The sequence below is a fragment of the Streptomyces reniochalinae genome (genome assembly GCF_003323735.1).
Lineage (GTDB): Bacteria > Actinomycetota > Actinomycetes > Streptomycetales > Streptomycetaceae > Streptomyces > Streptomyces reniochalinae.
This window is the reverse complement of record NZ_QOIM01000038.1, coordinates 354,009-366,287: the sequence shown is the minus strand read 5'-3', so window position 1 is coordinate 366,287 and position 12,279 is coordinate 354,009. Positions and strand designations below refer to the sequence as shown.

Annotated in this window: 11 protein-coding genes and 1 riboswitch; of the genes, 5 read left to right on the top strand and 6 right to left on the bottom strand. The window is 74.3% G+C overall.

All coding sequences use genetic code 11. From position 1 onward, the window contains the following. Positions 1-4: 4 nt before the first annotated feature. Positions 5-226 (bottom strand): sulfur carrier protein ThiS, encoded by a 222-nt coding sequence (thiS, locus tag DQ392_RS21080; protein WP_114017196.1) that lies wholly within the window; start codon positions 224-226, stop codon positions 5-7. Beyond that, positions 223-1,428: a glycine oxidase ThiO gene (thiO, locus tag DQ392_RS21075; RefSeq protein WP_114017195.1), complete on the bottom strand. Its 1,206-nt coding sequence runs from the start codon at positions 1,426-1,428 to the stop codon at positions 223-225. Before thiO ends, thiS begins: the two co-directional genes overlap by 4 nt. Then, positions 1,425-1,539: riboswitch (TPP riboswitch) on the bottom strand. (Overlaps the previous gene by 4 nt.) A gap of 120 nt (positions 1,540-1,659) precedes the next feature. On the opposite strand from thiO, the gene DQ392_RS21070 reads away from it, so the two are divergent. The 5 genes from DQ392_RS21070 to DQ392_RS21050 all read left to right on the top strand — a co-directional run bounded on the left by DQ392_RS21070 (position 1,660) and on the right by DQ392_RS21050 (position 6,434). After that, the gene (locus DQ392_RS21070; protein ID WP_281273020.1) at positions 1,660-2,919 is read left to right on the top strand and encodes an NAD(P)/FAD-dependent oxidoreductase; all 1,260 of its coding nucleotides are present in this window, start codon (positions 1,660-1,662) and stop codon (positions 2,917-2,919) included. Positions 2,920-2,952: 33 nt separating this feature from the next. After that, positions 2,953-3,327 carry an Rv2175c family DNA-binding protein gene (locus DQ392_RS21065; RefSeq protein WP_114017194.1) on the top strand — a complete coding sequence of 125 codons (375 nt, stop codon included), beginning with the start codon at positions 2,953-2,955 and terminating at the stop codon, positions 3,325-3,327. A gap of 116 nt (positions 3,328-3,443) precedes the next feature. Then, a complete protein-coding gene (gene thiE, locus DQ392_RS21060) occupies positions 3,444-4,133 on the top strand; it encodes a thiamine phosphate synthase (protein ID WP_114017193.1) in 690 nt (229 codons plus the stop codon). Positions 4,134-4,297: 164 nt separating this feature from the next. Continuing rightward, positions 4,298-5,224: a methylenetetrahydrofolate reductase [NAD(P)H] gene (gene metF / locus DQ392_RS21055; RefSeq protein ID WP_114017192.1), complete on the top strand. Its 927-nt coding sequence runs from the start codon at positions 4,298-4,300 to the stop codon at positions 5,222-5,224. Positions 5,225-5,261: 37 nt separating this feature from the next. After that, entirely contained in the window at positions 5,262-6,434 is a 1,173-nt protein-coding gene (locus DQ392_RS21050) for a hypothetical protein (RefSeq protein WP_114017191.1), read from the top strand. A 133-nt stretch (positions 6,435-6,567) separates the two neighbouring features. Here DQ392_RS21050 and DQ392_RS21045 read toward each other — a convergent pair whose 3' ends face one another. From DQ392_RS21045 to DQ392_RS21030, 4 genes are all read right to left on the bottom strand, one after another. Further along, positions 6,568-8,028 carry a phytoene desaturase family protein gene (locus tag DQ392_RS21045; RefSeq protein ID WP_114017190.1) on the bottom strand — a complete coding sequence of 487 codons (1,461 nt, stop codon included), beginning with the start codon at positions 8,026-8,028 and terminating at the stop codon, positions 6,568-6,570. Between the two features lie 238 nt (positions 8,029-8,266). Continuing rightward, positions 8,267-8,893: a TetR/AcrR family transcriptional regulator gene (locus tag DQ392_RS21040; RefSeq protein ID WP_114017189.1), complete on the bottom strand. Its 627-nt coding sequence runs from the start codon at positions 8,891-8,893 to the stop codon at positions 8,267-8,269. Between the two features lie 102 nt (positions 8,894-8,995). After that, positions 8,996-11,233 carry a YhgE/Pip domain-containing protein gene (locus DQ392_RS21035; RefSeq protein ID WP_114017188.1) on the bottom strand — a complete coding sequence of 746 codons (2,238 nt, stop codon included), beginning with the start codon at positions 11,231-11,233 and terminating at the stop codon, positions 8,996-8,998. Continuing rightward, positions 11,205-12,065, bottom strand: a complete 861-nt coding sequence (locus DQ392_RS21030) for an ATP-binding cassette domain-containing protein (RefSeq protein ID WP_114017187.1) — start codon at positions 12,063-12,065, stop codon at positions 11,205-11,207. The genes DQ392_RS21035 and DQ392_RS21030 overlap by 29 nt, the downstream gene beginning before the upstream one ends. Between the last annotated feature and the right edge of the window lie 214 nt (positions 12,066-12,279).

Here is a 12,279-nt window from a genome sequence, read left to right as displayed (position 1 = left end):
GTGCTCAGCCTCCCTGGACTGCGGTGAGTACTTCGACGCGGTCTCCGTCGCCCAGCGCCGTGGTGGCCCAGCTGCCGCGGGGGACGACGTTCTCGTTGAGCGCGGCAGCCACCCCCGAGGGCGCGGTGGTGAGGGTGGCCACGAGCTGGTCGAGGGTGGTGCCTTCCCTCAGGTGGCGGGGTGCGCCGTTGACGGAGACGGTGACGCGCGCGGTGGTGGAGGTCATGCGGTCTGCTCCTGCGGCTCGAAGGCGGGGGAGGTGGCGAAGCGGCCCGGGGTGAAGGCCCGGGCCAGGGGCGGCAGCTCGCCGTCGGCCAGCAGGCCGGCCATCACGTCGCCGGTGACCGGGGTGAGCAGCACGCCGTTGCGGTGGTGTCCGGTGGCCAGGTGGAGTCCGGGCAGCTTCGTGGGGCCGAGCAGGGGCGCGTTGTCGGGGGATCCCGGGCGCAGCCCCGCGACGGTTTCGGCGAGCGGCAGTTCGGTGACGCCGGGGACGAGTTCGTGCGCGTCCCGCAGCAGTTCGTAGACGCCGCCTGCGGTGACGGTGGTGTCCCAGCCCAGCTCTTCGCTGGTGGCGCCGACGACCAGTTCGCCGTTCTCGCGCGGCACCAGGTAGAGCGCCCCGCCGCGGACGACGGCGCGGACGGTACGGGAGAGGAACGCCCCGCCGGGGCCCCGGGACGCCGGCATCCGCAGCCGCAGCACCTGGCCCTTGACGGGGCGTACCGGCACCGGCACGTGTGCGGGCACGCCGTCGAGCGTGCCGCTGCGTGAGCCGAGTGCGAGGACGGTCTGTCCGGCGGTCACCTCGCCGCCGTCGGCGGTGGCGGCGCCCGTGGCCCGGCCGCCGGCGGCCAGGAGCCGCCTGGCCGTGGTCCGCAGGAAGGTGACGCGGGTGTGTGCGCAGGCCCGCAGCAGGGCCGCGGCCAGGCGGCGCGGGTCGATCTGGTGGTCGCCGTCGACGCGGACGCCGCCGCGTACGGACGGGGCCAGCATCGGTTCCAGGCGGCGGCATTCGCGCCCGGTCAGCCACTCGGAGCGCAGTCCGCAGCGCTGTTGCAGCGCGTGCAGCTCCCGCAGGTGGGCGCGGTCGTCGGCGTCGAGCGCGACGGCGAGGGTGCCGCAGGCGCGGTGGCCGACGTCGAGCCCTGACGCCTCTTCCAGTTCGGCGACGAAGGCGGGGTAGCGGGCCGCGGAGGCGAGGTTGAGGTTGAGGAGCGTCTCCTCGCCGTAGTGCAGTTCGGTGACGGCCGCGAGCATGCCGGCCGCGACCTGTGCGGCGCCGCCGCCGGGTTCGGGGTCGAGAACGGTGACGCGCAGGCCGCGCCGGGCCGCGCGCCAGGCGGTGACCAGGCCGATGAGGCCGCCGCCGAGGACGAGGACGTCGGGGGTGCCGGACGGCGCTGTGTGAGATGTCGTACCGCGCATGGGGATGCCGCTGCTCCCTTCGCCGGAATGACCCGGATCAGGTTCGGACGGTCGGAGGCCGCCGCAGCCTCCCTCTCAGCCCGGTGCGCCCGGGCTCCCGCGTGTGCTGGATGTAGGCCACCAGCCTACTGCGGTGCTCAGCGCCCGGGCCAGGGCCTCGGTCGGTGGTCGTGCCGGTTCCCGTTCGGCCGCCCGAGTGCGGGCGCGGCGCGGCGGCATACAGTGAGCGGCGTGAGTGGGAGCCAGAGCGCGCGTGGGAGCCAGAAGCAGCAGCGGGTCGTGATCGTGGGTGCCGGCATGGCGGGCGTGCAGACCGCCGTGCACCTGCGGGAGCAGGGCTGGCCGGGGCCCGTGCGGCTGATCGGTGCCGAGCCGCACGCCCCCTACGACCGGCCGCCGCTGTCGAAGGCGGTACTCCTCGGCGCGGGGGAGGAGTCGGAGGAGCCGCTCTTCGACATCGACTTCGCCGGGCTCGACATCGAGCTGGAGCTGGGCCGCACCGTCACGGGGCTGCGTGCGCACGAGCGGCTGCTGGTGACCGACGCGGGCCCTGTCCACTACGACCGCCTGGTGGTGGCGACCGGCGCGGAGCCGGTCGCGCTGCCCGGCAGCGAGGGCGTGCCGGGGGTGCACCTGCTGCGCACCCTGGACGATGCCAGGCGACTGCGTCCTGTGCTGGCCGAGCGCGCCCGTGTCGTCGTGGTGGGGGCGGGCTGGATCGGTGCGGAGTTCGCGACGGCGGCGCGCGAGCGCGGCTGCGAGGTGACGGTGGTCGAGGCCGCGGCCACGCCGCTGCCCGGCGCTCTGCCGGCGCGCGTCTCGGAGCCGATGCGGGCCTGGTACGCGCAGGCCGGGGTGGAGCTGCGGACCGGCGTGGCCGTCTCGGGCGTCGAGCGGGGCGCGGTGCTGCTGTCCGACGGGGGCAGGCTGGCGGCCGACGCGGTCCTCGTCGGCATCGGCGCCCGCCCGGCCACGGGCTGGCTGCGCGACTCCGGCATCGCTCTCGGCCCGGACGGCGCGGTGCGCGCCGACTCCCGGCTGCGCGCCTCGGTGCCCGGTGTCTACGCGGTGGGTGACTGCGCCTCCTTCCCGTCGGCCCGCTACGGCGAGCGGCTGCTGGTCCACCATTGGGACAACGCGCTCCAGGGGCCCCGCACGGTGGCCGCGAACCTGCTGGCCGAGGGGCACGCCGACGGCGGGGCCGACAGCGTCGAGCACGACCCGGTGCCGTACTTCTGGTCAGAGCAGTTCGGCCGCTTCGTGCAGTACGCGGGGCACCACGGCGAGGGCGACGAGCTGGTGTGGCGCGGCGATCCCGAGGGCGCCGCGTGGAGCGTGTGCTGGCTGCGCGGTGAGCGGCTGGCCGCGCTGCTGGCGGTCGGCCGTCCGCGCGATCTCGCGCAGGGCCGCAAGCTGATCCAGCAGGGTGCGGCCGTGGACCCGGCGCTGGTGGCCGATGCGGCCGTCGCCCTGAAGAAGGCGGCGCGGTAGTGGCGCTCACTCCTGGATGGCAGTCTGGGGACCGTGACCGAGATTGACGCAAAGACCGATGCTCTCGTCCCCGCCTGGCTCACCCTGCCCGAGGTCGCCGAGAAGCTCGACGTCGAAGTGACCCGCGTGCGGCAGCTCGTGAAGGAGGGGCAGCTGCTCGCCGTCCGGCGCGAGGCCGAGTCGGGGAACAGGGTGCTACAGGTTCCCGCCGCCTTCGTCGGCGAGGCCCGGATCGTGAAGGGCCTGGCCGGCACGATCACCCTGCTGCGGGACGACGGGTTCAGCGATGAGGAGATGCTGGAGTGGCTGTTCACGGAGGACGAGTCGCTGCCGGGGTCGCCGGTGACGGCCCTGCGGGAGAACAGGGGCACGGAGGTCAAGCGCCGCGCCCAGGCCCTGGCCGTCTGAGCGGCTGATCCGCGGCGGCGGCACACCGAAGGCCGCCGCACGTACCACCGCACATCCACCGGGCGCACGGGCCCTTCCCGGCCCGTGCGCCCCCTCCTGGGGGGAAGCACACCGCCATGTCCCGCACCTCGCCCGCCGCCGTGCGGCGGCCCACCGCCCGCGAGCGGCTCGCCGACGCCCGGCTGTACCTGTGCACCGACGCGCGCAAGGAGCAGGGCGATCTGCCCGCCTTCCTCGACGCGGTGCTGGCGGGGGGTGTGGACATCGTCCAGCTGCGGGACAAGGGCATGGAGGCGGCCGAGGAGCTGGAGCACCTCGCGGTCTTCGCCGACGCCTGCCGCCGGCACGGCGCGCTGCTCGCCGTCAACGACCGGGCCGATGTGGCGCACGCCGCCGCCTCCGACGTGCTCCACCTCGGCCAGGGCGACCTGCCGGTGCCCGCCGCCCGGGCGCTGCTCGGTGACGAGGTGCTGATCGGCCGCTCCACCCACTCCGAGGCCGAGGCGGACGCGGCGCTGCGCGAGCCCGGTGTCGACTATTTCTGCACGGGTCCTTGCTGGCCGACGCCCACCAAGCCGGGCCGCCGGGCACCGGGGCTGGATCTCGTCCGTCACGCGGCGGCCGGAGCGGCGGGGGAGCGGCCGTGGTTCGCGATCGGCGGTATCGACGCCCGGAATCTCGATCAGGTGCTGGAGGCGGGGGCCCGCAGGGTGGTCGTCGTCCGTGCGCTGACCGGGGCGGACGATCCCCGGGCGGCCGCCGCCTCGCTCGCCGGGCGGCTGCGGGAGGCGGCAGAGGGCGACTGAGGGCGACTGAGGGCGGCCGAGGGCGGCAAACCGGGCACGGTCCGGTAGCACGGAGTGGCCGGGCTGTCCACCAGGTGGACATCGGCCATCCGGGAACCGGACAGAACCGCCTTTAACGTCTCCGCGCCGAGCCGCCGCGCAGGCCAGGCCGTTAGCCTGCATGCATGGCCATCGGTATCTCAGCTCCCAGGACAGACCGTCCGCCGACCGTGCGTGACAAGCTCGCGAGCGGCGAGCAGTCCTTCTCCTTCGAGTTCTTCGCGCCGAAGACCGAGAAGGGCGAGCGGACCCTGTGGAACGCGCTGCGCCGCATCGAGGCGGTCTCCCCGACCTTCGTCTCCGTCACCTACGGCGCGGGCGGTTCCTCCCGCGAGGGCACCGTCCGCAACACCGAGCGCATCGCCAACGAGACGACCCTCACCCCGGTCGCGCACCTCACCGCCGTGAACCACTCGCGGACCGAGCTGCGCAACGTCATCGGGCAGTACGCCGACGCCGGCATCCGCGACGTGCTGGCGCTGCGCGGTGACCCGCCCGGCGATCCGCTGGGGGAGTGGGTCAAGCACCCGGAGGGCATCGGCTACGCCGCCGAACTCGTCGAGCTGATCAAGGAGTCCGGCGACTTCTGCGTCGGCGTCGCCGCCTTCCCCGAGATGCACCCCCGCTCCTCCGACTGGGACACGGACATCAGGCACTTCGTGAACAAGTGCAAGGCCGGTGCCGACTACGCCATCACCCAGATGTTCTTCCGGGCCGAGGACTACCTGCGGCTGCGCGACCGTGCCGCCGCCGCCGGCTGCCCGACGCCCATCATCCCGGAGATCATGCCCGTCACGAACGTGAAGCAGATCGAGCGGTTCGCGCAGCTGAGCAACGCCACCCTCCCCGACGGAATGGTGGAGCGACTCCGGGCGGTGGAGGACGATCCGGCGGCGGTACGCTCTGTCGGTATCGAGTACGCCACAGACTTGTGTGCGAGGCTGATGGCCGAGGGCGTCCCGGGACTGCATTTCATTACGCTCAACCACTCCACGGCGACGCTGGAAATCCACCAGAATCTGGGTCTTCGGCAGAAGGCCCAGCTGTCTTGAGACCGCGAGGCAGCCGGGGAGCGGAAGAGGGGCGTAGATGGGCTGGACGGTCCTCTATATCGCGTTCGGCGTCGTGGCGCTGTGGCTGCTGGGCGAGGTGCTGCTCCAGTACAAGGCGCGGCTGCGCTGGCGGCTGCTGGCCTTCGGCGGCTTCCTCGCCGTCGTCGTCGGCACCACCGTGCTGCCGTCCGTCATCGTGATCGGACTCGGCATCGCGGCCTTCGCTCTCGGACAGACCTTCGTGACGCTCTCCGTCCGCAGTGGCTTCACCGAGGGCTGGTCCTACAGCGGCCCCGGTGCGAGCCGGCGCCGCCGCGCCGGGGGTGCCCCCGGCGCGGCGGACCCCTCCCTGGAGGTCACCGACCTGCGCACCCACGGCCCCGACGCCGACCCGGCCCCCTTCGCCGACGCACCCGAGACCACGCCGGTCCAGGTCCCGCTCCCCGAGCCGGTCGACGACTACGGGCAGGCGGGCTATGGGCAGTCCGGCCACGGGCAGTCCGGCTACGGGCAGTCCGGCTACGAACAGCAGGACGGCGCGGGGAGCGCCGGGTACGGGGACCCGGGCTACGCGGGGGCGCCGGGCCACGATCCGATGCCCGGCTACGACCAGCAGCCGGCCTGGGAAGGACACCAGGGCTACGTCCCCTCCTCCGGGTACGGCGGCTACGAGGAGGAGCCCTCCGTCTTCGGAGGCGCGCCCGGCGAGACGCAGGTCTACGCCTACGACGCGGGCCTCGGCGGACCCTACGCGGCGCAGGGGTACCCGGACTACGCGGACTACGCGCAGCCCGCGGGCCACACCGACCCCTTCCACCAGGGCCCGGGAGCGGACGACTCCGCCTACCAGAGCACTCTCGGCTACCCGGAGCACACGCCCTACCCCGACTACCAGGCGTACCAGGAAACCCCGGACCCGTACGGGGGCTACGGCACCTACGGCGCCGAGGAGCAGGGCCAGTACGCCGGCTACGGATACCCGGCCGCACCGCAGCAGCCGTACTACCCCGACGTGCCCGAGACCCCGCCGGGCGGCGTCTGGGTGCCGCAACAGCGCGACGGCACCCCGCCACCGCCGCAGGACCCCTACGGGTACGGGGCCGAGCCCGCCGAGGGGGCCCACTACGGCGACGGTTCCGCCGACGGCTGGGCGCAGCAACAGCAGCCCCGTCCCTACCCGCAGGGCTACTACGGCGACGGCAGGCGCTGAGGCCGCACACCCGGCGCGAGCGGACGAGCCCGGCCGTCCGCCCCTCCCGCCCCGGCGCGGGGGCACAGGGCCCCCGGTGTGAGACGCAGGGCGTCCCGGTGAGACGCGCGCGGGCGCGCCGTGGGGCGACGGCTCAGACCGAGCCGCGCCAGTCCGGGTCCTGGACCAGCCCCGCCGCCATGGCGCCCGACATCCCCGCCGCCGGAAGCCCGCCGCCCGGGTGGGACCAGCCGCCGACCGCGTACAGACCGGACAGCGGCGACGCCTGGTTCGCCGGGCGCAGGAAGGCACCGCCGGCGCCCGGCAGCGAGGGCGGCGGAACCCGGCCGCCCGGCGCACCCGTCTCGGCCTCGTTGTCCGCGGGGGTGCGCACCTCGTGCCACAGCAGCCGCTCGCCCAGCCCGAGCCCCGCCTCGTCCGCCGCGGCCAGCAGCCGCTCGGCCAGCTGCTCGGCCTCGGCGCTCCCGGTCACCGCACCCGGCGGCACCGGAGAGCTGAGGACCGCCGTCTCGTGCGCCTCGTCGGGCCGCAGCGCCGGATCGTCGGGGCGCAGCACCGTCAGCGGCCCGCCGGGCCCCGGAGCGCCGTGCACCAGCGTGCGGTGCGCGGTGCCTCGCGGGCGGGCGCCGCGCAGGGCCAGAAGCACGGTCAGCCGCGCCGCCCCGGCCCCGGTGTCGGCGGGCCCGCCCGGTGCCGCGGGGCCGCCGCCCGCCAGGACCACGTCCGCGTCGGCCGCCGTACCGTCGGCCAGCTCCAGCCCTGCCGCCCGCCCGTCCTTCTCCCGTACGGCCGCCACCTGGCAGCCGAAGCGGAAGACCACCCTCCGCTGGAGGCACCGCTCATGGAGCGCCTCGGCGAGCGCCCGCATGCCGCCTCCCCGCACGTACCAGGTACCGAACGAGTCCTCGACGTAGGCCAGCAGCGCCGCGCCGGCCGGAGTCCGCGCCGGGTCCAGACCGTGCGCCCGCACGCCACCGCACACCATCGCGGCCAGCCGCGGATCGCGCAGTTCGTCCTCCGCGACCTCGGCAAGCGTCGGCCTGCGACCACCCCGCCCTCCCCGTACCAGAGGCAGGCGCGGCAGCCCCCGCCTGCGGAGCGCGGGATAGGCGCCGTCCCGCTCCAGCGCTCCCCGCGAGGACGGCTCCTCGCGCAGCGGCTCCTCCAGCAGCGGGCGCCGGCACACCTCCCACGCCTCGCGGGCCCGGGTCAGCATCTGTGCCCAGCGCTCGCCCGCGCCCGTGCCGAGCCCGTCGTCCAGCGCGGCGACCACCTTGCCCCGTGAGGCGTTGGGCAGCGTGACGCTGGTGCCGTCCTGGAAGACGTGGAGTGCCGTGACCGGCACCTGCACCAGGTCCACCACGTCCTCGAGCCGCTCACGGCCGGTCTTGACGAACAGGTCGCGGTAGACGGCCGGCAGGTGCAGCAGCCCGGGCCCCGTGTCGAAGGCGAACCCGTCGCGGGCGTACCGCCGCACGGCGCCGCCGTACGTGTCGCTCCGCTCGTACACCGTCACCTCGTGGCCCGCGACGGCGAGCCGCGCGGCCGCCGCCATTCCGCCCAGCCCCGCACCGACCACCGCGATCCGTCCCATGACCAGCGACTCTAGCTTCCCGGGGCCTCGCGCCTGAGGGGCGGCTAGGTAGCCGTACTCAGGCGGGCTCTTGAGTAGGAACGCCGATGGAGGCGGGCCGGCGCGGGCGGCAGAGTGAGGGGCCACGGGAGGGCGGGGTACCGGACCGCTGACACGGGGCCGCGGAACGAGACCGTTCGCCCTCCCGGGAACGGACACGCGTGGGCGGCCCGGAGCGGTTGCCGGCCCGGCGCGTGTCTCACCGGGGGTGGCCGGCGACGCGGCCCTGGAGCAGCAGGGACAGGGCCGCGTGGACGTCTTCGAGCGAGCGCTCGGGCTGGAAGGCCTTCCAGTCGAGCGCTGCGACCAGCACCATGCCCACGAGCGCGGCCGCGGTGAGCTGGATGTCGATCTCCTCGCTGAGCTCCCCCTCGGCGACCCCGGCCCGCAGGACGCTCTCCACCACGGCGACGGCCTCCTGCCGCACCATCAGCAGGGTGTCGTTCCAGGCGCGCCCTGTGCGCCACAGTTCGGCGACGTAGAGCTGGGTGAAGGCGGGGTAGTGGTCGATGAACACCAAGCCCGCGCGGACCATGGCGTCGAGCGCGTCCACCCGGCTGCCGCCCCGCTCCTCGGCCCGCCCGGCGGCCTGCCGCAGGTCGGCGGTCAGCAGTTCCACCCCGTGCCGCAGCAGCTCCTCGAACAGTTCGGTTTTGCTGGCGAAGTTGTAGTAGACCGTGCCCTTGGCCACCCCGGCCCGTTCGGCGATCTCCTCCACCGTGGTGGAGGAGAACCCCTGCTCGGCGATGAGGGTCACCGCCGCCTGGAAGAGCTTGTCCCGGGTGGCGCTGCGGCTGCGTGAACTGGTGGTGCGGGCACTCGTCATGCGGTCATTCTCCTCCGCCGGACAGGGCGACCCGCCCGCACGGCACCCGTTCCCGGGCCGTACGGCACCCGTTCACGGACCGCGCGCACCCGTTCACGGGCCTCACAGCGAGATCTCCGGGCGGAGCCGCTCCAGCGTCCACACCTGCTTGCGGCGCGCGGTGAGCGCCGTCAGCGCGAGGGCGCCCACCGCGAACGCCAGCAGCACCAGGCACGCCCGCCACACCGGCCACAGCTGACCGCCGGTGATCAGGTGGCGCAACCCGTCCACCACGTAACTCATGGGCAGGAAGGGGTGGAGCGCGTTGAAGAAGCCGGGGCTGGTCTGGATCGGGTACGTGCCGCCCGCGGAGGTCAGCTGGAGCATCAGCATCGCCAGGACGAGGATTCTGCCCGCGGGCCCGAAACGGGCGTTGAGGAACTGGACGATCGCGGTGAAGCAGGCCGTCACCAGCAGCAGGAAGCCCACCGCGGCCGCACCGCGCGCCATCTGGAGCCCCAGCGCCCAGTGCAGCACGCTCATCAGCGCGGCCACCTGCGCCACACCGATCGCGGCCACCGGCAGCCAGCCCGCCAGCGCGATCCGCCAGCCGGGCGCCCCGGCCGCCAGCGCCCGCTTGTTGAGCGGCTGGAGCAGCATGTAGGCGACCATCGCGCCGACCCACAGGGACAGCGGGATGAAGTACGGCGCGAACCCCGTGCCGTAGTTGGGCGCCGCGTGCGCCTTGTCCGAGGCCAGGCCGACCGGGTCGGCCATCACACCGGTTCGCGCCTCGCGCTCCTTCTCACCCAGGTCGGGTATCTGCTTCACGCCGTCGTGCAGGCCGCCCGCCAGCTTCCCCGAGCCGTCCGCCAGCTTGAACAGCCCCCCGTCGAGGCTCGCGGCACCGTCGGACAGCTTGCCGAGTCCGGTGTCGAGGGTGGCGGCCCCGTCCTTGGCGGTGCCCAGCCCCGTCTGGAGCGTGTGCGCGCCCGTGGAGACCGCGTGGGCGCCGCTGTTGAGCTTGTTGATCTGCCGCACGGCCGCGTCCAGGTCCTGCGTGAGGTGCGGGGCGCGGTCGGCCAGCGCGGTGGCGGCCGTGCCGAGGTCGTCGAGGTGGCCGCCGAGCTCGTCGAGGTGCTTCTCGTTCTTGACGTACCCGTCGACCTTCGCGGCGATCGTGGCGGACCGCCCGGCCGCGTCGGCGGCCTTCTTCAACTGCGGGCAGGACTCCGCGGCGAGGTCCTTCCGCCCACCTGGCCCGGCCGCCTCGGAGGGACTTGGCGAGGCGCCGTCCGACGGCCCGGCGGGCGGAGTGGCGACCGGGCCGGTGGACGGATCGGTGGCCGGGCCGGTGGTCGGGCCTGTCGACGGGCGCGTCGGTGCGCCGGTGCCGCCGGTGCCTTTGCCGCACCGGTTCTCGTACAGCGTCGAGAGGGCGTCGGCCGCCTCCCGTGAGTCCGTCTTGGCGCGCCGGGCCGCGTCGGGCAGCTTGCCGAGGTTCTTCTTGAGCGTCTTGCTCGTCCGGGCGACTCCGCGGGCGGCCTCGCCGATGTCGCCGCTGTGCTCGTCCAGGTACGGGCGTACGGTGCCGGCCGCGCCGTTCACCTTGTCGGCCAGCTTCTGGGTGCCCTCGGCGACCTGCCCCGCGCCCGAGGCGAGGGTTCCGGCGCCCTCGTGCAGCGTCGCGGTGCCGTCCTTGAGGCTCCCGCTGCCCCCTTCGGCCTCGCCGAGCCCTCCCTTGAGCTTGCCGGCGCCCTCCTTCGCCTCGCCGATGCCGTCGCCGAGATCGTCCGCGCCCTTGGCGGCGTCCGCTGTCTTGCCGTGCAGCGTGGAGAACGAGAGGTAGATGTTGTCGTAGAAGCCGCGCGAGACCTTGCTGGAGGCGCCGGCCCGCACCTCGGAGAAGACGGTGCGGGAGATCTGCCCGACGATGTAGTTGTTCGCGTCGTTCGTGCGCACCTTGAGCGCCCCCGTGACGGGGGAGTCCCCGGAGCTGGAGGAGACCCGCTCGCTGAAGTCCTTCGGCACGGTCAGCGACAGGTAGTACCGCCCGTCCTCGACGCCCTTGCGCGCGTCCTCGGCGCTGGTCTCCCGCCAGTCGAAGGAGTCGCTGTCGTGCAGCCCGTGGACGATGTCGTCGCCCGCGGTGATCTTCTTGCCCTCGGCGGTGGCGCCCTGGTCCTCGTTCACCAGCGCGACCGGGATCTTGTCCAGACGGTCGTAGGGGTCCCAGAACGACCACAGGTACAGCGCGCCGTACAGCAGCGGCAGCAGCAGCATCGCGGCCATCGCCGCGCGCGGCAGCCGGCCCCTGCCGAACCGCTTCAGCTCAAGCGCGGCCAGCCTCGGCGATCGCATCTGCCGCCCCCTCCTTGTCCGTCTCCCGTTCGGCTGCCTCGCCGCCGTCTGTCCGGTCGTCGTCTGTCCGGTCGCCGGCCGTCTCGCCGCCGGACGCCTGGTCGCCTTCCGCCTGGTCCCCGACGTCCGCGTCGTCGGTACGGGTGCGGACCACCACGGCGCCCTCGCCGGGCGGGTCGCTGCACACCGCGAGCACCGTGACGCCCGTGTCCGCCACCGCGCGCAGCAGGGCCCAGGCCCTCTCGCGCTCGGACTCGGACAGCTTGAGATCGAGGTCGTCGACGGCCAGCAGACCGGGCTCGCCCAGCAGGGCGAGCGCCACCGACAGCCTCAGCTCCTCCAGCCGCTCCAGGTCCCTCACGGCCGTACGGCCGCCCTTGGGCAACGCGTCCAGGTCCAGGCCGGCGGTGGCCAGGGCCGCTTCGAGCTGCTTCCGGCTCGCGGCGGCGCGCTCCCTGCGGGGCCGCAGCAGCGAGCGCAGCGGACCGCCGAAGCGCCGCCGCAGCAGCACGCGTTCGCGCAGCTGCTCGGTGACGGTCAGCGCGGGATCCAGGTCGTTGACGCCCGGGACCGGGCCGAGGGCGGTGACGCGCCGGACGGCCGCCATCCGCCGCGGCAGCGGGTGACCCGCGACCTTCGCGTGCCCGCGCCCGGCCTTCATCCTCCCCGTCAGCGCGAGCAGCAGGCAGGTGCGGCCCGACCCCGAGGGGCCCGTGACGGCGATCAGCGAGCCCGCCTCGGCCGCGAAGCCGACCCCCTCGAAGACGGGGCCGCGCGGCCCGTCGAGCCCGAAGTCCGCCGCCGAGACGGCGGCTCCCCGCAGCTGTGTCACGGCACCCTCCCGCTGCCCGTCGCGTGTTCGCTGTGCGGCACGCGACCTGTCTTCCGAAGCCTTTCAACTGACCGGTCAGTTCAAAGTATGCCGCAGGCGGTGCCCGGCGGGCCAATCGGGCCGCCCCGCTCCCGGGTTGCGGCCCGTTTGCGCAGGTCAGCGCGGATTGTCAGTGGCATGCGCCACGATGTGTGCATACGACCGGTTCGTCGAA